The organism is Spiroplasma floricola 23-6 (assembly GCF_002813555.1).
Taxonomy (GTDB): Bacteria; Bacillota_I; Bacilli_A; order Mycoplasmatales; family Mycoplasmataceae; genus Spiroplasma_A; species Spiroplasma_A floricola.
Genome location: NZ_CP025057.1, coordinates 887,651 through 909,810, shown reverse-complemented (window position 1 = coordinate 909,810; position 22,160 = coordinate 887,651). Strand labels below are relative to the sequence as shown.

The following is a 22,160-nucleotide window of genomic DNA, read 5'->3' as shown; positions in this document are numbered from 1 at the left end:
TAGTAGTAATAATTAAAAAAGGTGGTGAGAATATGAGAAAAACAAATTACTTAATAAGAGGAAAAATTGGTGAATTTTTTACAAGAGTTTTTTTAAAGTCTAAACAAGTAAAGATGGTCTCTGAAGGAGATTATCTTGCAAGGTTAAGGTGCTGTTGTAAAGTAATTTATAGTATGCCCATTCAAGTTATTTGAATTGCTTTCTTCTTTTATGCAAGAATTGTAGTTCAAAAATATATGAACAATCCAATAAACTCAATAAATTCACAAGATTTATGATTATATCAAGACCAAATAAATGTTTTAAATACATTTATGTTTATTCAAATTTATCATTTATTTATAATGTCAGCAGTTTTAATTGTTATGTTAAATATGACAATGGGTAAAGGAACCACTATTTTTACAACAATATTTAATATTCTATATATTTCAGAGGGATTGCTTTATGGAAGCTTTTTATTTGTATTAGATTGAGTGGGAATTCTTCATAAATTTCAAGATATTTCTCAGCTTCTTGAAATACTTAAAACACAATGATTGTGAATATTTGCTATTTTTATTGCTTTATTCTCATATGCTCCGTTAAAATCAATTTTTAAAGATATAAATATGTGAAATAGAGAATGAATTAGAATTGAAAGATATAGAAAAACAGAAGATAGAGAAAATGGTTTCATTTTCAAAACATGGGTTACTCCTGGAGAAATTAAAGCAAGAGTTTTGATGATAACTGCTGGATGATTTTTAGTTGTTTCTGCTAGTGTATTTCATCTAATGGATGTTTTTGCATCAACTAATTTTAATGTTGTTAAATATATAATACTTGTTTCAGGATATATCATCTTTTTATCTTCTTATGTCATACCTTATAATAGAATAAGTTTAATATTTTATTGAACAAATCAACTCTTTTTATTTGCATTTATAATCTATGGTCTTTATATGGTACAAAATGTAGCATATCTTTCATCAATGTGATATCACTATTTATATTTAATATTGCTTATTCCTTGAATGTTATCATTAAGCTCGGCAATAAGATATACTTGAACCATAAAGGATAAAGAAGAAATTAAAGCTGTTGCATTAAATATGTTTGAAAATGACGATGATTTTGAAGAATTTATAGAAGAAAAAGAAGTAGAACAAAAGATTAAAGAATCAGAAGATATAATTTAGGAGAAAAGAAATTGCAAAAAATTAAATCAGGATTTATCAGTATTATTGGAAGACCAAATGTTGGTAAATCAACACTTTTAAATACTTTATTAGAAAAAAAAGTATCAATTGTTACAAATAAAGCACAAACCACAAGAAATAGAATAAATGGTATATTGACACATAGTGATGCACAATACATTTTTGTAGATACACCTGGAATTCACAAAGCACAACATGAATTAGGAAGATTTATGAATAAAGTTGCTCTATCTTCTACAAAAGGAGTAGATTTAATTTTATTTTTAGCTCCAGCAGATGAATTCATTGGAGATAATGATAAATTTATTTTAAATGCTCTAAAAGAACGTGATGTTCCTGTATTTTTAGTTATAACTAAAAGTGATCTAGTAAAATCAGATCGATTAGAAACAAAAGTAAAAGAATGAAAGCAACAAGATTTTAAATTTGAAAAAATTTTAACTATTTCTTCTACAATGGGAAATAATTTAAATGAACTTTTAAATGAAATTAAAAGTAGTTTACCTGAAACAGGTATTAAGTTTTATCCTGATGATACTTTTACAGATCAACCAGAACGTTTTTTAATAAGAGAAATTATTCGAGAAGAAATCTTGTTACAAACTGAACAAGAAATTCCTCATTCAGTTGCTATTTTAATTGATAAATTTGAAGAAAAAAAAGATATCATTAAAGTAATTGCTTCAATAATATGTGAAAGACAAAGTCAAAAAGGAATTATTATTGGAAATAAGGGAGATAAAATTAAGTCAATTGGAATTAATTCAAGAGAGAAACTTGAACATTTATTTGATAAAAAATTTTATTTGGAGTTATTTGTCAAAACAAAAGAAAAATGAAGACAGTCAGCTTCACTAATTAAACAATTAGGCTATGATAAGGATAGTTATTAGGTGAAATAAATGGGGGCAATAAAAATAAATGCAATAGTTATTGAATCAACTGATTATGATGACTTTGCAAAAATTGTTAAAGTGTTTAGTAAACAATTTGGAAAACTATCTTTTATTGCTTTAGGTGTGAATAAATCAACATCTAAAAATAAATATTCTATTCAAACTTTTAGTTTAAGTGATTTTGAAATTTTTAAAGCTAGAAAAGAAGAAAAAATAAGTAAATTAAAAACAGGAGTTTTAAAAAAAGACTATTTTAAAATAGCTCAAAATTATAATAATTATATTTATTGTTCAATTATATTTAAAATTCTTGATCAAATAGAACAAATTAGTGATAAAAACTATAAAATTTTTAAGATGCTTATTTTCTCTTTAGAAAATATAAATAATAATAAAAATCCTTTTATAAATTATTTATTTTTTATAACTTATTTAATACAAGAATCTATTCAACCTTTTAGAATTAAAGGTTGTGTAAGATGTAAAAAGACAACAGCACCACTAGTGAGATTTGAATATAGTGAATATGGTTTTGTTTGTAGCAGATGTTTATGACCTGGTGAAAAAGTACAACCAGAATCATTTATTAAATTATTTGCAAATATTAACAGAAAAACAATTCATTTTAATGTAGAGCAAAAGTATTTTTATACAGATTTAATAGTATTGCACAATATTGTTGTAAATTATTATGAAAATGTACTTGGTATTTATATGGGGCCAATAAAATTATTGAAAGAAACTGTTGCTTTAATTGTGAATGAAATAGAAGCAAATAAATATAAATAACACTTATATTGTATTGACAAGAACTAATATATGTTAGAAAATTCCTAAGTATCTCGATATATGCAAACTAGAAGTTTGCTTTTTTTATTGTTAGGAGAGAACCATGAAGATAGAAATAGATAAACTAATTTCTCACTTGAAGTCACAAGGATTTGTATTTCAAGGTTCAGAAATCTATGGAGGGCTTGCCAATTCATGAGATTATGGTCCATTAGGTGCAGAAATTAAAAATAAATTAAAAAAACTATGATGAGATTTTTTTGTAAGAAGAAATGAATATAATATAGGTTTGGATTCATCAATTATATTAAATTCAAAAGTTTGAGGAGCTTCAGGTCATTTAGGTAATTTCAATGATCCTTTAATAGACTGTAAAAAGTGTAAATCACGTTTTAGAGCAGACAAATTAATTGAAGAAAAGTTTACAGAAATGAATGTTGGGGGATGAACAAATCAAGAAATTGAGATGTTCATTAAAGAAAATGAAGTTAATTGTCCTAAATGTGAGTCTAATGATTTTACAAACATTAGACAATTTACATTAATGTTTAAAACTAATCAAGGTGTAGTTGAAGATGAAGCTTCAACTGTATATTTAAGACCTGAAACAGCTCAAGGAATTTTTACACAATATAAAAATTCACAAAGAGCTTTAAGAAAAAAACTTCCTTTTGGAATTGGACAAATTGGTAAATCATTTAGAAATGAAATTACTCCAGGTAATTTTATTTTCAGAACAAGAGAGTTCGAACAAATGGAATTAGAGTTCTTTTTCTCTCCAAATGATTCAAATGACTGATTTGAATATTGATTAGAAAAAGTAAAATTCTTCTTAGAAAAAATAATTCAAATTGATAAAAAAAATTATTCAATAAGAGAACATAACAAAGAAGAACTTGCTCACTATGCTAAAAGAACAGTAGATATTGAATTTAATTTTCCATTTGGAAGAGGAGAATTATGAGGAATAGCTCATAGAAGTGACTTTGATTTAAATCAACATCAAAGTCATTCTGGTCAAGATTTAACATACTTAGATCCAGAAACAAATCAAAAATACTTAGCTAATGTTATTGAACCAAGTGTTGGAGTTGAAAGATTATTATTAGCTATTTTTTGTCAAAGTTATGCTGAAGAAAAAATTGAAAGTGGAGAAAGAGTTGTAATGAAACTTCCTTATAAACTTGCTCCTTATTCAGTTGCAGTTATGCCTTTACAAAAACAACAAAAAGAAAAAGCTAATAAACTTTATAAAGAACTTTTAATTGACTTTGATGCAACTTTTGATGAAACAGGAAATATTGGAAAAAGATATAGACGACAAGATGCAATAGGTACTCCATTTTGTATAACAATTGATTTTGATACAGAAACTGATAATTGTGTAACTATAAGAAATAGAGACACAATGAATCAAGAGAGAATTGAAATTACAAAAATTAAAGAATATTTAGTAAAAAAATTAATTTAATCAAGGAGGGGATAGTTTGTCAATTTCACAACAACAAATTGATTTAGTTTTAAATAAAGCCAATATCGTTGATGTTATTGGCAAATATATTGATCTTCAAAAAAAGGGAAGAAACTATGTTTCTGTTTGTCCTTTTCATGATGATTCAGATCCTTCATTAAATGTGTCTCCAGATAAAAAAATATTTAAATGTTTTGTTTGTGGAACTGGTGGCAATCTTATAACATTTGTTCAAGAGTTTAACAATATAACATTTTTTAAAGCATTATCATTAATTGCAAAAGATTTAAATATTAAAATTGAAGGTTTAAAAGACTTTGATGATAAGCCTAAGTATAATTCAAAAGAAAGCATTTTATTTGACATTAATAAAGCAGCAGCTGATTTTTTCAATGGTTTATTAATTTCTTCTTTATCAGCTAAAGCAAGAAATTATTTAAAAGAAAGAAGAATAACTAATACAGAAATTAAAAGATTTAAAATTGGTTTTTGTCCTAATAAAGTAAAACTATATGATTATTTAATTAAACTTGGTTTTTCACAAGAAAATATCTTTGAATCACAAATTGTTTATAAAAATGGAATAGATTATAATTGTGCTTTTGAAAATAGATTAATATTTCCAATTACAGATGAAGATGGAAATATAATTGGATTTTCTGGAAGAGTAATTGATGCAAATGAAAGTCCCAAATATAAAAATAGTAGTGAAAATCTAATCTTTAAAAAATCACAATTAGCATATAATTTTGATTGTGCAAAAAAAGAAGCTAGAATAAAAAATGAAATTATTATTTTAGAAGGTTTTATGGATGTAATAAGTTTAGAATCCATTGATATAAAAAATACTGTAGCTATTATGGGAACAAGCTTAAGTGATTATCATATAAGACTCTTTTCAAGAGTTGCTAAACGATATAAATTATTTTTAGATGGAGATAAAGCGGGAGTAAATGCTGCTTTAAAAATATCTCAATTTCTACTCGAAAAGAAAATAGATGTAACTGTAATTGAAAATAATACGGGAAAAGATCCAGATGAACTTGTTAAATTAGGAGAAAAGAATCTGATTAATCAAATGATTGAAAATTCTATTCACCCGGCAAATTTTGCATCAAGATATTTTTCAAAAGATCTTGATATAAAAAATTCAATTAAAGTTAGTGAATTTATTAATAAAGTTATTTCAATTCTAAAGTATGAATCCAATGAAAGTATAATAGATTCTGCCATATTAAACTTATCTGAAATCACTAAATTGGAAAGAAATACAATTAGAAATACTTTTAATCAAGAAAAAGAAAAAATAAAACCTTCATTAACGAAAGTAGATAAAAATAACTTAAATAATCAATATGAAAATAATTTTATTAATAATGAAGATTATATAAATAGAATGATGAATAGTTATGTTGATGAGGAAACTTCCAACTTTGAAATTCCAGAATATGCTTATGACACAATTAAAAAAGACAAAATTGAACAAACTAAATATAAGATTATTGATAGTAAAAGTTCAAAAAATTTTGCTGAAGCAGCTCTAATTTGAAATTTATTGGAAGATGATTCTTTAAAAGATGAATTATTGAAAAAAATAAATATTATTGAATCTGTTGGAGTCAAAAAAATATTAAATTTTATAATTAATCAGTATAGGGAAAATAAGTATTTTGGTCACAATTGAGAACAAATTGCAAATGACTTAAAAGAACTTGGTTCCAAATATTGTGAATACATATATGAAATTAAAAATAGGCATTTCTCTTCATTACAAAAAACCTTATCACAGAAAGGTATACAAGATTGCTTTGATGCAATTGAACTCTACAATATTGAAGATGAAATAAAGACTTATAATGAAAAAATGCATTTAGCAAAAGATCCAGAACTTAAAATTCAATTTGCAGAGCATATTGAACAATTATTAAAAGATAGAAATAAAATTTATGAAAAAAGGAGAAAAATATAATGGCACTAAATTTAAAAAAATTTGAAACAATTGAGGATTTTAAAGAATATCTTTGAAATTATTTAGATAAAAATGATAATGAAATAGCTCAAGAAGAAATACAAGAAGTTATTTTTAAAAAATTTCAAGATATAGATGAAGATGAGGTAAGTTTACTTTTTGATGAACTTGCTAAAAGAGATGTAGTTTTTACAGATGACTTTATTGACGAAGATGAAGATGATCTTGATGAAGATCTTGATGATGAAGCTGATGAACTTGAAGGAGAGTTTAGAAAAAGAGATAAAGAAAGAAAAGATCTAAAAAAAGCAAATGAAAATAATACACCCGTTAAATATAGAGTGGGTGGAATTAGCAATGAAACTAAAATTCAAGATATCATTAAATCATATTTTAATCAAATCGGTTCTTCAAAAATTTTAACAAAAGATGAAGAAGTTGAATATGCAAAAATGCTAGAAGATTCTGATCCAGAAATCGCAAAAGAGGGAAGGGATAAATTAATTACTTCTAACTTAAAACTTGTTATTTCAGTTGCTAGAAAACACTTAAACAGGGGATTAGACTTTGCAGACTTAATTGAAGAAGGAAATATTGGTTTAATGAAAGCTGTTGATAAATTTGACTATAAAAAAGGATTCAAATTTTCAACTTATGCAACATGATGAATTCGTCAGGCTATAACTAGAGCAATTGCAGATCAAGCAAGAACAATTCGTATTCCAGTTCATATGGTAGAAACAATTAATAAACTTACAAGAATTGAAAGACAACTTACTCAAGAATTAGGAAGAGAACCTACATCAAAAGAAATTGCAAAAACTTTTGGAAAAGGAATTACTTCACAAAAAGTTATTGAAATTAAAAAATTATCAATTGAGCCAGTTAGTTTAGAAAAACCATTTGGAGATGAAGATGATACACACTTTGGTGACTTTGTTGAAGATAAAGATATTTCTTCTCCAGATGAATATGCAGAAAAAGAAGCTTTAAGAGAAGTTATAGATCAAGTGTTTAGCGATATTTTAGCTCCAAGAGAAGAAAAAGTTGTAAGAATGAGATTTGGTATCTTACCAACTAAATTAAGAACTTTAATTAGACTTGCAGAAGAGTGTGAAGATGAAAATTGTGAACAACTAAAACAAGCAATTGCAGATTTAGATATTCACTATGATACATCAATTGAAAAAATTCAAAAATATAACAATCCCACTATTCAATTTCATCTTTCAAAATATGATTCACCAAAAACTCTAGAAGAAGTAGGGAAAGAATTAAAAGTTACAAGAGAAAGAATTAGGCAAATTGAAGCAAAAACAATTAGAAAATTCAAGCCATCTGCATCAAATCCTAAAGCAAAAGCTTTAAAAGATTTCTTCAAAGGATAATTTGAGTTTTCTTACTCCACGCTTATTTTCATTGGCCAGTTTAATAACAGAAGGCGAAGTAGTTGCAGATATTGGAACAGATCATGCTTATCTTCCTATTTATTTGGCTAAAGATGGAAAAGCAAAGAAAATATATGCAACTGATGTGGCATTAGGACCACTTAAAGTTGCAAAGAATAATTTAACTTCTTTTGGAGTTGCTGACAAAGTAGAAACAATACTTGCAGATGGTATTGAATGAACTATGTTAAATCAAATAAAATTGGATTCATGTATTATAGCAGGAATGGGTTCATCTTCTATTTTAGATATCCTTAAAAAGGATAATGAAAACATTTATTCTTATATTATTGCTTCAAATACTAATTTAGAACCAATTAGAAAATGAACTAAGGAAAAAAAATATTTTGTAGAGAGAGAATTAATTGTTGAAGATAACAAGATTATTTATGAAATTATTAAAATCAATAAATTTGCAGGAACTAAAATAAGAAATAAAAGAGATATCTTATTTGGTCCATTACTAATTAAAGATGAGAAAAATAAATTATTTCTACAAAAATGATTAGAAGAAGAAGAAAAACTTTTTAAGCTATTGCAACAAATCCCTAAAAAGGATAAAAAATATAAAGTTACTTTAAAGCGAAAAAAAGAAATTAGTAAACTTTTAAAAAGGAGAACTTTAATAAATGAATAAAATCAAAGCAAATGCTTTAACTAATTATTTAAACGATATGTTTCCACAAAAAAATGCAGCTGAATGAGATAAAGTTGGTTTTCAATTAGAAGAAGTTTATAACTTAGAAAGTCAAGATGAAATAGAACATATTGTTATTTGTCTTGATGTTACAAAAGAAGTTGTAAACTATGCAATTGAAAAAAAATCAAATTTTATTATAAGTAGACATCCATTTTTATTTATGGATTTAGAAATTGAAATGAAAAATTTAGCTAAAAAAGAAATTTATGATATGTGTATAAAAAATGAAATTCAAATTTTTTCAATACATACAAATTATGATAACAGTGATAAACAAAACATTATTGATTTAATTGAAACACAATTAAATGTTAAAAGTGTAGACAAAGTAGGTTTATCAAATGAAGGTTATAAAATTAAATTATTAAGAGCAGTTAGTTTAAAAGAAACAATTGACAAATTTAAGTTTATATTTGGAAAACAACAGGCATTGTTAACAAGAAACTCTAATTTGGAGAAGGAAATTGATAGAATTTATTTAACTTCTGGAAGTGGAGCATCAACTATGATGGAATTACAGTTACAAAATACTTTTTTTATAACTGGAGAGGCTAAATGAAATGAGTGACTTTATGCTGATCAAAATAATATGGATATGTTAACTCTTGGTCATTACATGGAAAATCATTTTATTGATGATTTAAGAAACAAATTATTAAAAACATTTGACAATGAAGTTGAAATTAGTGCATTTGATATTAAAAATACATTTATAATCTATTAAAACATAAAAGGGCAAAATACTTATGAAATTTAAAAAATCAAAAAAATATTTTTTTGCAGGAATTGTTGTAAAAGCAATATATACTTTATTAGCTCTATCAGCTTTTATTACTACTTTAGTTTATAAAGATGATGAAAATAAGGGACTTTTTACAGGATTGACAATTACTTCAGTTTTAATAGTAATTTTGGGAATTATGGGATTAATTTCTTCTATAAAACGTTACAGAAAACAGAAAACAGCTTCAATATTTAGTATAGTTGGTTCTTTTATATCTGGAAATCTTCCTTGTGGTATTTTATTTTTAATTGCTAAATATAAATATACTAGAACAAAAGAAGAAGATCAAAAAGACACTAAAAACAAAGCAAAAAATACAATAAAAAATGAAACTAATTAATTAGTTTCATTTTTTAATTCCTCTAAATATTTAATAAATTGATTTTGAATAATACTTGAAGTTGATGCACCAGCAGTAACAGCTACTGTATTTACATTCTTTAAGTCCTGTAAATTTATTTCTTCTTTTCTATTTATTCTAATAGATCTAATCCCTTTATTTTGAGCTAATTCAACTAATTTTAAAGTATTGTTACTTCTTTCATCACCAACTACATATAATAAATCTACTTCTTTAGGATTTAAATCTAATACTGCTTGTTGTCTTACAAGAGTTGCTTCACATATATCATTTTTATAAACAACATTAGGATACTTTTCTTTTACTTTTTTATATATTAACTCAGTATCGATTATTGAAAGAGTTGTTTGATTTGTTATAAAAATATCTGTATTTACAATATTTAGATCTTCAACTTCTTTTAAATTAGTAACTAAATGAATTCTTTTCTTGTCCAAACTTGTTAAAGCGATTGTTTCTGGGTGATCGTGCTTTCCTATAAAAATAACATCATAGTGTAAACTTAAATACTTTTGAATGATTTCTTCTGTTTCTAAAACTCATTCACATTTTGTATCCACAACTATTAATTCTAATTCGTGAGCTAACTGAACAACTTTAGGATCTGTTCCATGAGCTGAAAAAATAACAACGCTTCCTTTAGGAATTGTTTTTATTATTTCTAAACGTGATTTCTTTCAATCATCTATAGCAATTATTCCAAGTTCTTCTAATTCTTTTACTATTATTTTGTTATGAACTAAAAGACCTATCATATAAATTTTTTTATGAGGATACATTTTAATTGCATCTTTTGCCATTTTTATTGATTTGACTACTCCAAGACAAAAACCTCTTGGAGTTACTTTTAAAACATTCATAAAACACCTCATCTTATTTATTTTACTATTTAAAATTAGTAAAAAAATACTATATTTTTTTTGTTTTTTTCTAATTTATAAATCATATTTTCATTTAAAATATTACTATGGAGCAAAATATGAAAAAGTTTAGTAATTTTTTAATAAAATTAAAACCATATAAAAGATTGTACAAAATTTTTTGAATGGTATTTATAATAGCATGTCTATTTATTTTTCAAATAATTATGCTAAGTCTTTCTTATGCAGTACCACATAAAAATGGTGGATTTTACTATTGAATTAAAGGACTATATTTTTTATTTGGAGAATCAATAGTAGAACCAAAATCTGCTCAAGGTTTTATATTTGCAGCAACAGTTATTGGATGTCTTCCAATTATTCCAATTATTCCAATATTGTATTTTACATTTGCAAATTGATTGATTCAGGAAAAATTGAGCGATAAATTTATTAATGTACCAAAAGATAAATATTTATATTGAACAACTTTCATTCACTTTTCAGGAATAGCTGTTATATTTTTTATAATTCCAGGACTTTTAACTTATATTAATGGGGGAGGAATACTTCCTCATCAAGCATACATAGCAGTTCCAGGAGCATTTAGTGATAATATAGCAGAAAGAATTGCAGGAGTAAGTGGAATTGTATACTATGCAATAGGTTGTGTTTTTACAGCAATTATCTTATTTTGAACTCTTTGATTGGCACTTTGTTGATTGGGAAGACAAATTCAAAAACTTATTGAGGTATTTAATCAATGAAGACTTTTACAAAAAGACAAAAAGCGTAAATTAAAACTTGAGAAACTTGATAGTAAAAAAAGTAAAAAGAAAAATAATTAAAAAGAATAGTATAATAAGATAAATTTGAAAGGAATGTTAAGATATGAAAAAATTATGTTCATTTTTAGGTGTAATTAGTTTAACTGTAGTTTCTTCATCAACTGTTATTGCTTGTAATGGTGGTCTTGACATGTCTCTTAATTATACAGATGAAGAAAAAATAGTATCAATTTATAATTTAACAGAAGATCAACTTGTTAAAAATGGTGTTCAGATCAATTCTTTAATGACTGATGCAGACATTGATAAAGTAGTAGAAGCATTAGGATTGAAGGAATTAATTAATCAAAACCCAAATGGAGCAGTACTTAAAAAAAGTTTAGGTGTTTATATAATGTCTAATCAATTTTTAAATGAAATTTCTACAAAAGTTCCAGGATATGGGTGAATTTCAAATAAACTTTCATGACAGTCACAGTGAGCAATAAAAGATTTAGTTAAAGATAAAAATACATCTTTAGCATTTTATAATAATGTTAGTGGTTGAATGAGTGAAAAAGACAAAGACTGATCTTTATCAGTTACTTTTTTAAATGAAGATTTATTAGGATGAAATGGTGTAGATCAACCAACTTATGCTAGAGTTAATATAAATAGAAAGTTATCTGCAAATAAAGATGGAGAAGTACAAGAAGATAAATCAAATAAAGAAGCAACTCATCGAAATGATAATTCATCTAATACTCTAAATTCACAAGATGCATTTTTAGACGAAAAAAATCCAAACAAAGGTATGATTTATCGAGGATATGCAAACTCTTCAAGCTTATTCAAACTGGAAAATATTCTTTCAACTCAATCTTCAAAAGTACCTACAGGCTTTTTCAATTACTCACCAAGTGCAACTGATTTTATCAATAATACTATAGTTAACTTGGATTTTACAAATATGGTTTTACAAAATTCTCAAGATGAGATTGAAAAAGCTTTAAATGAGTATTTATTACAGAAACCTATCTTTTTAAGTGAAGGAATGAGTACTGATCAAGTAGATACTATTGTTAAAAATCAAATTTATGCTATTTTACTTAAAAATTCAATTGATAGAAGAAATCTTGTAGACAATGATGGAAAACCACTTTTTATAGAAGAACAATTAAAAGAAGCTGATATAATTGTTCAATCTATGATAACAAAATTAGAAACAAATATTAAAAATGTGCTAGCTAATAATCCATCAATAAATACACAATTATTAAATCAATTTACAAATATGATAGATAAAATAAAAAAAGATAATAATGAATTTATATCAGTAAATAAAGATAATTTTATATCAGTTTTTAGAAACATTATTGATGATTCAAGAAATAATGATGACCCAGAATCAGGACAATTTAATTTTTCTGTAGAATGATTAAATGCTAATTTATTTAAAAATAAGAATCAAGATAATATAGCTTTAGCTAATCAAACACATTATTTAGATTTTGGTTATGATTCTTCATATAAATTTAAAGTTTTTTATTGATCTAAAACAACTCCAATAACTGGAAATGGAAAACAATGATACTCTCCTGATGATAAAAAAAATGAAGATGAATACATTGCTGACAAAGGATTTAGAAATGTTTTTTTAAGTCAAAGATTACTTGATAGAGCTTATTCTCAAAAAACTTATAATGTTTTAAGCAAATATCAAGCAAGCTCATCAATAGAGTTAGATGTATTGGGTTTAAAAGACTCAAAAGTTAATGCAACTGAAGATGAATTAGAAAAAATTATGCTAGATAAATTAAAAGAAGCTATTGCTTTAAATTCAACTACTAATTTTGCAAATAAAAATGAACCAGTTGCTGATTCTTGAAGAATTTATCATTTATTAGCTTTAATTAATAAATACTCAAATGAAAAAATATATGAAATATTTGGAAAAGATCAAAATGATAAACTTGAAATTCACAATCGAAACGTAAGTTTGGACTTTTCAAATAAAGGTCTTAACTCGAATACTGATTGAGCAAAAGCAGATGACGATATTGCATTTTATGAATTACTTGAAAGTAAAAAAATAAATTTAATAACTAATGATTACAAAGAATCATCTGAATCAGTTGTTAGAGAAAATATTTTTAATAACGAAATTCAAGTTTTATGAGATTTCTCTCAAAAACAATATATTTTTGCAGGAACTGTTAATACTTTTGGAGTTGCAAAAGATCAAAAAATAGATGATATTAATACTTGATGAAAAGATAAAGAAAGATCTTATGGTCAATTTGAATATAAAATAGCAGTAGAAGATAAATGAAAAGAATTATTAATGAATTATTGAAAGAAACATGTTTCTCAAAATAAAAATAACCCAGATTATAATTCATCCTTAAAATCACAAAAATAGATTTTCAGTCACTTTTTAGTGTATAATATACTATGGAGGGTAAAATAATGAAAAAACTATTGAGTTTTCTAGGAGCTTTTGGTCTTATAGCAAATACAACAGCTTATGCTGTTTCATGTGGAACTAAAGATCCTATGACTAATGAACAAATTGAACAACTTATAAAAGAATATAAAGAGGAAGTAGATACAACATCAACTTCATGAATTAATGCAAGAAGAGCTAATTTGGTTAAAGAAGCTAAAGAAACAGGATCAAATTCTTTCTTTAACATTGAAAATGTAAAAAAATATGGAAATAATAAGGATATTGAAAATGATAAAGGTGAAGTAATGACTACAGAAGTCAAAAATAACTTTCAAGCAGATGTTTTCAGTTTCTTAAGTTTAAATGATTTATCTAATGAATTACAATTAATTGCTTCAAAAAGTGATAAATACAATGCTATTTTATTAAACAATAAAGTTGTAGATTCAATATATACAGACAATGTTGTAATTGAATATACAAGTAAGGATGTATCAGGAAATGTTACAGAAGATTATCTTCTATCTTCAAGTAAGTTTGATTTAATAATAAAAGCAGCTTATAAAGATCAACAAGGTGTAAAAAATACTTATGAAATTAAAATTCCTTTATTTATAACTTTCTCAAATGATGGAGCATTAAGTTTAAAAATTAAAGAAATTGAAAAAACTTTTTCAAGTAAATTTTTTAATGACGATAATAAATACTCATGAATTGATAGACAGGCTCTAGGAATATCTAAAGAAAAGGGTTATGAAGTATTAGATACATTCTACAGCGATTCTTCAAGACAAGAAGCTATGAAAAATCTTTATCAAACAAGCGAATTTTCAAGTTATGTAAATTCATTTATTAAAACTAGTTATGATTTAACAGATTATGATTTTACTTTTATTGATGACAAACCTTCATTAAAAGTAGGTACACCAAATAAACTTAATATTTATGGTACTGGATATCTTCAATCATCTAATGGTTATATACATGTTTATGGACAAGATAAAAGTACAACAATTCAAAATGCAATATTTGCAGAAAGCACAATTGAAGATACTGATAAAACTTTCAAAAATTATGGAAATCAAAGAGTAAATAAATTCATATTTGATTTAACTACTGGAAGTGATACTTGAAAAAGTCGAGTAGAGTCATTTCAAACACTTTCTTATAAATCTTTTAAGAAAAATGAAAATTATCAAGGAAAATATGATGATACTACTTCAATAATGTATGGATCTCTTGATGTTGAAGGTTTACAAATGAAAATTAACTCTAATTTTTACTTACCATTTAATGCTTTAAAAATTTCATATTCAGTTGCAATTGACAACTCAATTAAAAATTCTGAAATTGCTAATAATGAAAGTAGTGCAGTATTGGGAGCTTTATATTTTAATGCAATTAAAGGTATTAAATCTTTCCAAAATGTATATAATGTAAAAAAACCAACAACGGATTCTACATATGTATCATTTACAGGACTTACTAAAGATAATACAATAGAACAAAGTATATGAAGAACTATCTCTGGACAAACACCAGTTCAAGACACTGGAATATGAAGTACAGCAAATATGAATAGTTCTTTATCTTTAAAAAATAGTGATCAATTAATTTATAGAAATAAATTAATGAATGAAGGATCACAAATGTCATTTAACTTTGGAATAGCATCATATTTCCAAGGTTTATGACAATTATCACAAGATTATATGCAATATAGTTTAACAACTGATGGAATTAAAGCAGTTAAAGCTGGTAATGGAAAAGGATCAGATGAAGCTATGTATGGATTCTACATTAACTTTAACTTCATAGAAATGTGAATTAATTTAAGTGGTAATAATGCTAATCTAAATAATAAAGTATCAAAAATTATAGTAGGAAATAAATAAAATCTAATTTTATTAAATATATAAGATTTTTTTATTTTTTTATAATAAAACTTGCTATAACATTTTAAAAGATATTGAACTTTATTAATATTTGTTATAATATATATATGAAATAAATATCTTTTTTAAAAATAAAAAAAAAGATTAACATATAATTTTTTTATATATAGAGCTATTAGACTTATTTTTTAATTAATTTTTATAAAAATAAATCTAAAAAGGGGGAGCTTTATTGTGAAGTTGAAAAATAAAATATCTTTTTTAAGCGTTTTTATTTTTAATTTTAAAATGATTTTTCATGAAAAATCTTTTTTAATATTAAATATATTTTTATTTTTTTTACCATTCCTATTTTCAGCATTATTCTTTTTTTCATCAACTGGTGCACAACTAGTAATATTTTTTAATTTCTATGTACTAATTTATATATCACTTTTTATTTTTCTAATAGTTTTAAGATCCTTGCAATTTTTTATAATTAATATTTTAGAAAATAAACTATTATATCTAGTATTTTCAAATCAAATATCAAGAATAAAAATGTTGTTGGGTCAATACTTATTAATTATAATAATAGTTTTTATAAATACAGCTATATCAACGGGAGTTATTACAGGTTTTGGAATTTTATTATCAAATAATTCGGATTTGATTGTAAGACTTAATTTATCATTTTTAACTTATTCATTTATATCAACAATATTTTTATTATCTTTTATTTTATTATTATTGCTATTTAATTCATTGCAAGTAACAACAATAATTTGTACATTATTAATTTCTTTAACTTTCTTATCTAATATTCCAAGATTGTTTGTTACAGCAAAAGAAGAGCAAGCAACATTAAGTTTTAGTTCAAGAGGTACTTCTCAAATAATTAAAGTAACTGATTTATATGAATCATTTGATTTACAAAAGTATGTAACAAATTATCAAATTAGATATCCATATTTATCATATGCTTTAAATAAATTTCTTGTAGATGATAATCATTTTACACGTGAACAATTTGTTGAAACAAGTTCAATAGATAAGAGAATTAATGATTTTTGAAAAGCAATTGGAGTTGTAAATACAGATACTAAAGAAATAAGTGCAAAAGATATTCGTATAAATACTTTACCAACAAATGATGAATTGAAAAAGTTTCAAAAAAACAATTTAGTAACAATTAAAGTGTCACTAGAAAATACTTTTATATCTCAAGAAGAATTAAAATATAAAATTAATCAATCTGCAAGTGAAAATGCAAAAGTACTTAAAGATCTTTATAATTTCTCTGTAGATATTCAAAAAAATATAACTAATTTTATGGAAAATACTAGTAGTTTTTACGATGATTTCATTTTTATAGATGAAGCAAAAAGTCAAATAACTGATCAAACTAATACTTCAATTGTTGCACCATTTAAAAAAGATTATTTAATAAATATGTATAAATATAATATAGCTTCTAATGTTTCACTGGAATCTGGATTTACAATTGGAGCAAGTTCAACTGAAAATAGTTTTATTAGAAATAGTTTATTTTCTCCAATAATGATTTGTGCAAGAATTTTAGAAGAGTATTTTATAAATTACACAAGCAAATATGTAGTTGCCACTACATACACTCTTGATCAAGATAATAATTGAAAGCAATATTCAAAAGCTAGAAAAAATTATGATATTTACAATACACTTAATATATTTAATGGAATTTGAAGTAACTATAGTAACTGATCAGGATTTAGTTATGATGACTTTTGATTTAATAGTTATTCAAAATCAAAAATTTATTTTAATCAACAAGAAAATCTATTTTTAAGTTATAGTAATTATACTTTTGAACCAAATGAAAATGGTACTTTTAATGAAAAAGCATATAACGAGCATGTAAATCCTCAAATTTACTTAATCGTAATGTTGATTATCACAATAACATTTTTAATGTTAGCATTTCATAGATTTAATAAATTGGATTTAAAATAGGGGGTAAATATGGAAGTAGTTTTAAAAAATTTTGTAAAAAAATTTAAAAATAATAAAATTGGTCCTATTGATATGACTATTGAATCTGGTAAAATTACAGCTATTCTTGGTTCAAGTGGTAGTGGAAAAAGTGTTATTATTAACTCTATAATTGGAGCTACAAGAAAATTTAAAGGTAAAATCTTGGTAAAAAATGTTTCAAGAAAAAAAATGACTAGTTATAAAGTAAATAAATTTGTTGGCCTTTACAGTCAAACTGATTTTGCACTTTACAAAATAAAAGCAAAAGATTTTTTAAAAACTATGTGTTTAATTATTGGATTACCTAAGAGTGAAATTAAAGAGAAAATAGAGTATTGACTTAAATTCTTTGATCTTTGAGTTGCTAGAAATAAAAATATTTGTGATTTTTCATGAGGAATGAAAAATAGATTAAATTTAATTTTATGTTTTATAAAAGACTCTCAAATAATTATTATGGATGAACCTGGAGCTAACTTAGATTCTTATTGAAGAAATAAAATTAAAAACTTATTAATTGAAGCTAAAGAAGCAGGCAAAACAGTAATTATTACAGTCCATAATATTGACGAAATTTCAGATATTATTGATGATTATATTATTTTAGATCAAGGTAAAAAGATATTTGAAGGTTCAGCAGCAGAATTAAATGTATATTCAAAATATAAACTATATGTTAGAAAAGAATTTGATGTAATTAAATTTAAAACTTTCTTACAAGAAAATGGTATTAAAACTTTTAAATACGATGATAAAGAAAATTCATTGGTTATTGCAGTTGAAAGATATAAACAATTAAACTACTTATTTTTATACTTAATTAAAAATAACTTACCATTAGCTAATCTTATTAAGTTACCAATTAATATGGAAGCAATTTGCAAAGCTTTAGAATATGAGTTTAAAGTTGAAGATAAAATTATTGTAATGAAAAAAGTAAAAGTTAAAAAAATAGATAAAAAAGAAGAAAAAAAGCAATAAATTATTAAGTATATTAAATTGCTTTGTATACTTTGTTAAAATTAATAAAAAAAATACACTTTATAAAAGTGTATTTTTTTTATTATTAATCATGCTTTCGCATATGTAATTGATTTGCTAATAATTAAAAAGATATGAATGAGTAATAAGGCCACTTATTGACTATGATAATATAAGTGGCCTAAATCGAAAGAAAGGATATTATACTAATTAAAAAATGAAAATACAGACAAGTGATGTTATCTGCTTAGATTTTTTAACTATCATAGTCGCGTCCAAAAGGACATTATTAAATATATCAAAAAAAAATTAAAAAATCAACATTTTTTTAAATATAATTACATTAATAGAAAAGAAGTGATAATAATGAAAGAACTTATTTGCAATAATTGTAAAAGTAATGCTGATTTTAAGAGGATAAGTCAATTAAACGTTGTTACTTTAATTTGTAAAAAATGTGCTATTAAAGAACTAAATGCTCAATTAAAAAATAATGATAAAACTAAATGTGAAACATGTGAAAATGTTTCAAAATATATGTTAGTAACTCAATTAAATAGAGTTAAAAATTACTGTGAAGTTTGTTTATTAAAGGATTATAAAAAAAGCATATAATTATTCAAAAAACTGATTAGAGATGAATTTGAGAAAAAGATAAATTATATAGATTTTTAGCTATATAGAGTTGCTTTCAGTTTTATTTTTTTTGTTAGTTTTTTACAGAGCATTAGTAAGTGATATTAAAAAAATATTGATTTTCAATAATTGACCTATGGTTATTTTTAAAATATATTGTAAAATTATTTTTGGAGGATATAAGATTATGAAATTACCTTATATTGGAAGCGATTTAGATGGAACTGTTGTTAAAAACAGTGACTTTAAAATATTGGAAGAAACAATTAATGATATAAATGCTTATCAAAAAAAATCAAATAATAAATTCTTTATTGTTACTGGAAGAGCATTTCAAAATATGAAGCATTACATTAAACAATTAAATGTAACTCTTCCTGTAGTAAGTTCAAATGGGGGAGCAATTACTGATCCTTTAACTTGAGAAGTATATTATGAACATATAATGGACAAAGATTTAGTAATAGAGTTACTGCAACATTCATTAGAAAATGATTTAGATGTTTCTGTATATACTGCAACAACTTTATGTGCACTTAAAAGCGCAGAAAGAGTTAAAGCTTATAAAAAACTTTATGGACATTATCTTGAAGAAGATCAACCAGAATTTATTTTATATAATAATTATAATGAATTAATTGAAGATATTAAAAATGATGTACACAGAACAGTTAAATTAATGTATTCACTTGATTGTAAAACAGACACAGTAAAAGCAGAAGAATTAAAAGTTTATTTGAAGTCTAAAAATTTATATCATCCTTCAACAATAATTCAATCAAGAATATTAGTTGATGCAATGCCAAAAGGAATAAACAAAGCTAGTGGTATTAAAAAATGAGCTGAAATTATGAATGTTGCTTTGAAAGACATTCATGTAATTGGTGATAATAACAATGATATAGAAATGGTTAGCGAATTGCCATTTGGAATAGCTGTTGGAAATGCTGTTGAAAACTTAAAAAAACAAGCTTGAAAAATTATTGATCACATTGACAATAATGGTGTAGGTAAATATTTAAAAGAGTTAATTAGTAAGGGATAAAAGAAAATGAAAAAAATTGCTTTGTTTGGAGGAAGTTTTGACCCCATTCATACAGATCATATAAATATAATTAAAAGTTGTAAACAAAACTTGAATTTTGATGAGGTTTGAGTTGTTCCTGCATATGTTAATCCTTTTAAAACACTTTCATCTTCAAGTGTTGTTCAAAGATTAGAAATGTTAAAAATAGCTACAAAAAATTTAGATTATGTAAAAATCGAAACATATGAAATATCAAAGCAAAACTCAAGTTTTACTTATGATACTGTTAAATATTACAAAGCAAAATATCCCAATTTAAAATTTTCTTTTATAATGGGTTCAGATCAATTAGATAATTTTGAAAAATGAGATCATTTTAATGACCTTATAAAAGAAATAGATTTTAAAGTTTTTTTAAGAACAACTAATTTTAATCAAAACATTGTTGAAAAGTATAATTTAGAAACTTTTGAATTTGAAAACAATCATTTAAGTTCAACAAAAATAAGAAATTTAGAAAATTTAGATTTACAAATAAAAGAAATAAATGATTATGTTAATAATCAATTAATGTATCTATATGAAAGATTAGAAAGTAAAATGGATGAAAAAAGATATTTTCACTCTTTAAATGTTGGTCAAATGGCATTAGAATTAGCTGTTTTAAATAATATTGATTTGCAAAAAGCACTATTGGCAGGAACACTTCATGATGTTGCAAAACGCTGAACTAACCAAGAAATGAAAGATTGTTTATTAAAAAATAATAAAGAACTTTTAAAAGAACCTGAACCAGTTTGACATTCATTTGTAGGTGCATATCATTTAAAAAATGATTGGCTTTTAGATGATAAAGAAGTAATATCTGCTGTTTTTAATCATACAGTAGCATCTAAAAACATGAGTTTATTGGACATGATAATATTTTGTGCTGATAAAATATCTATTGAAAGACAATATGAGGGTGTAGAGAGCCTCAGAGCACTTGTTAAAGCAGATCTATTGACTGGTTTTAAAAAATTGCTTAAAAATCAATATGAAGTTGCTATTAAAAAACACTCAAAAGAAACAATTGGTTCTAAACTAATTGAGTCTCATAATTATTGAATTAAAGAGGAAAAATAATGAAAAATAAAAATTGAGTAATTTTATTTGCTATGAAAGATGAAGCACAAAGTTTAATAGATAAACTTTGTGCTAATTTATTAGAAGATAAATATTTTGAAATATATCAAAAAGACAATATTTATATAGCAATTTCAAAAATAGGTTTAATTAATGCTGCAAGTTGTTTTTCTTATGTTAATCAAAAATATCAAATTGATTTTTATATTAATGCTGGACTTGTAGGAACTTTGAGCAAAAAATTATCTTTATTACAAACAGTAGTTGTTAAGAACTCTTATCTTGGTAATGCTGATGCTACAGGATTTGGTTATAAAATGGGTCAAATTCCTGGAATGCAACAATATTATTGCTCAGATGAAAATCTGCTAAAATCTTTTCAAGACTTTAGCAAGGTAGATATTTGTTCAAGTGATGTATTTATTAATTCACAAGAAAAAGTTAATTCTATAATAAAACCTTTGAGTGATTCAATTTTAATATTTGATATGGAATGTTTTGGATTTTTTCAAGGAGCATATCTGTTTAAAAAACCTTTAATAGCTCTTAAAGTGATAAGTGATCACATTGAGAGTGGAAGTAATGAGGAGCAATTTAAATTAATTTTAAAAAAAGGTAGTGAAAAAATTAGTGAAATTTTATTGCAAATTTTAAAGTAAAAAAATATTTACTTAAAAAGTAATAAAATATATATGAAAGGAAGTGACGTAATCATGGAATGTAATAAAGATTGCAAAGATTGTAATTGCTCTTGTGACTTAGATGATAACTGTGCTGAATGTCAAATGTGTTCAACTGACACTAATCA

Annotated in this window: 19 protein-coding genes; 18 read left to right on the top strand and 1 reads right to left on the bottom strand. The window is 24.3% G+C overall.

What is annotated here, in order from left to right:
• The first annotated feature begins 32 nt into the window (after nt 1–32).
• From SFLOR_RS04000 to SFLOR_RS03960, 9 genes are all read left to right on the top strand, one after another.
• Nucleotides 33–1,181, top strand: coding sequence for a hypothetical protein (locus SFLOR_RS04000; protein WP_100916793.1), 1,149 nt, complete (start codon nt 33–35; stop codon nt 1,179–1,181).
• 11 nt (nt 1,182–1,192) lie between these two features.
• Nucleotides 1,193–2,095, top strand: a complete 903-nt coding sequence (gene era, locus SFLOR_RS03995; RefSeq protein ID WP_100916792.1) for a GTPase Era — start codon at nt 1,193–1,195, stop codon at nt 2,093–2,095.
• A 9-nt stretch (nt 2,096–2,104) separates the two neighbouring features.
• Nucleotides 2,105–2,887, top strand: coding sequence for a DNA repair protein RecO (gene recO / locus SFLOR_RS03990; RefSeq protein ID WP_100916791.1), 783 nt, complete (start codon nt 2,105–2,107; stop codon nt 2,885–2,887).
• A gap of 103 nt (nt 2,888–2,990) precedes the next feature.
• Entirely contained in the window at nt 2,991–4,358 is a 1,368-nt protein-coding gene (locus SFLOR_RS03985) for a glycine--tRNA ligase (RefSeq protein WP_100916790.1), read from the top strand.
• 16 nt (nt 4,359–4,374) lie between these two features.
• A complete protein-coding gene (gene dnaG, locus SFLOR_RS03980) occupies nt 4,375–6,327 on the top strand; it encodes a DNA primase (protein WP_100916789.1) in 1,953 nt (650 codons plus the stop codon).
• Complete coding sequence (locus SFLOR_RS03975) at nt 6,327–7,715, top strand: sigma-70 family RNA polymerase sigma factor (protein WP_100916788.1); 1,389 nt, start codon at nt 6,327–6,329, stop codon at nt 7,713–7,715. The genes dnaG and SFLOR_RS03975 overlap by 1 nt, the downstream gene beginning before the upstream one ends.
• 1 nt (nt 7,716) lies before the next feature.
• A complete protein-coding gene (locus tag SFLOR_RS03970; protein WP_100916787.1) occupies nt 7,717–8,412 on the top strand; it encodes a tRNA (adenine(22)-N(1))-methyltransferase in 696 nt (231 codons plus the stop codon).
• On the top strand, nt 8,405–9,199 hold the full coding sequence (locus tag SFLOR_RS03965) for a Nif3-like dinuclear metal center hexameric protein (protein WP_100916786.1): 795 nt from the start codon (nt 8,405–8,407) through the stop codon (nt 9,197–9,199). Before SFLOR_RS03970 ends, SFLOR_RS03965 begins: the two co-directional genes overlap by 8 nt.
• 22 nt (nt 9,200–9,221) lie before the next feature.
• Nucleotides 9,222–9,599: a hypothetical protein gene (locus tag SFLOR_RS03960; protein WP_100916785.1), complete on the top strand. Its 378-nt coding sequence runs from the start codon at nt 9,222–9,224 to the stop codon at nt 9,597–9,599.
• On the opposite strand, the gene ispH is transcribed toward SFLOR_RS03960, so the two are convergent.
• Nucleotides 9,596–10,480 carry a 4-hydroxy-3-methylbut-2-enyl diphosphate reductase gene (ispH, locus tag SFLOR_RS03955; protein ID WP_100916784.1) on the bottom strand — a complete coding sequence of 295 codons (885 nt, stop codon included), beginning with the start codon at nt 10,478–10,480 and terminating at the stop codon, nt 9,596–9,598. The two genes, SFLOR_RS03960 and ispH, sit on opposite strands and share 4 nt — an antisense overlap.
• A gap of 119 nt (nt 10,481–10,599) precedes the next feature.
• On the opposite strand from ispH, the gene SFLOR_RS03950 reads away from it, so the two are divergent.
• The 9 genes from SFLOR_RS03950 (at nt 10,600) to SFLOR_RS03910 (ending at nt 22,011) form a co-directional block, all read left to right on the top strand.
• Entirely contained in the window at nt 10,600–11,328 is a 729-nt protein-coding gene (locus SFLOR_RS03950) for a hypothetical protein (protein ID WP_100916783.1), read from the top strand.
• A gap of 43 nt (nt 11,329–11,371) precedes the next feature.
• Nucleotides 11,372–13,669, top strand: coding sequence for a hypothetical protein (locus tag SFLOR_RS03945; RefSeq protein ID WP_100916782.1), 2,298 nt, complete (start codon nt 11,372–11,374; stop codon nt 13,667–13,669).
• A gap of 47 nt (nt 13,670–13,716) precedes the next feature.
• On the top strand, nt 13,717–15,591 hold the full coding sequence (locus tag SFLOR_RS03940) for a lipoprotein (protein WP_100916781.1): 1,875 nt from the start codon (nt 13,717–13,719) through the stop codon (nt 15,589–15,591).
• 540 nt (nt 15,592–16,131) lie between these two features.
• The gene (locus SFLOR_RS03935; protein ID WP_157806954.1) at nt 16,132–17,562 is read left to right on the top strand and encodes a hypothetical protein; all 1,431 of its coding nucleotides are present in this window, start codon (nt 16,132–16,134) and stop codon (nt 17,560–17,562) included.
• A gap of 9 nt (nt 17,563–17,571) precedes the next feature.
• Nucleotides 17,572–18,564, top strand: a complete 993-nt coding sequence (locus SFLOR_RS03930; RefSeq protein WP_100916779.1) for an ATP-binding cassette domain-containing protein — start codon at nt 17,572–17,574, stop codon at nt 18,562–18,564.
• Nucleotides 18,565–18,930: 366 nt separating this feature from the next.
• Complete coding sequence (locus SFLOR_RS03925) at nt 18,931–19,179, top strand: hypothetical protein (protein ID WP_100916778.1); 249 nt, start codon at nt 18,931–18,933, stop codon at nt 19,177–19,179.
• A gap of 208 nt (nt 19,180–19,387) precedes the next feature.
• A complete protein-coding gene (locus SFLOR_RS03920; RefSeq protein ID WP_169919195.1) occupies nt 19,388–20,245 on the top strand; it encodes an HAD family hydrolase in 858 nt (285 codons plus the stop codon).
• Between the two features lie 6 nt (nt 20,246–20,251).
• Nucleotides 20,252–21,352, top strand: coding sequence for a nicotinate-nucleotide adenylyltransferase (locus tag SFLOR_RS03915; RefSeq protein WP_100916776.1), 1,101 nt, complete (start codon nt 20,252–20,254; stop codon nt 21,350–21,352).
• Nucleotides 21,352–22,011, top strand: coding sequence for a 5'-methylthioadenosine/S-adenosylhomocysteine nucleosidase family protein (locus SFLOR_RS03910; protein WP_100916775.1), 660 nt, complete (start codon nt 21,352–21,354; stop codon nt 22,009–22,011). The genes SFLOR_RS03915 and SFLOR_RS03910 overlap by 1 nt, the downstream gene beginning before the upstream one ends.
• Nucleotides 22,012–22,160: the final 149 nt, after the last annotated feature.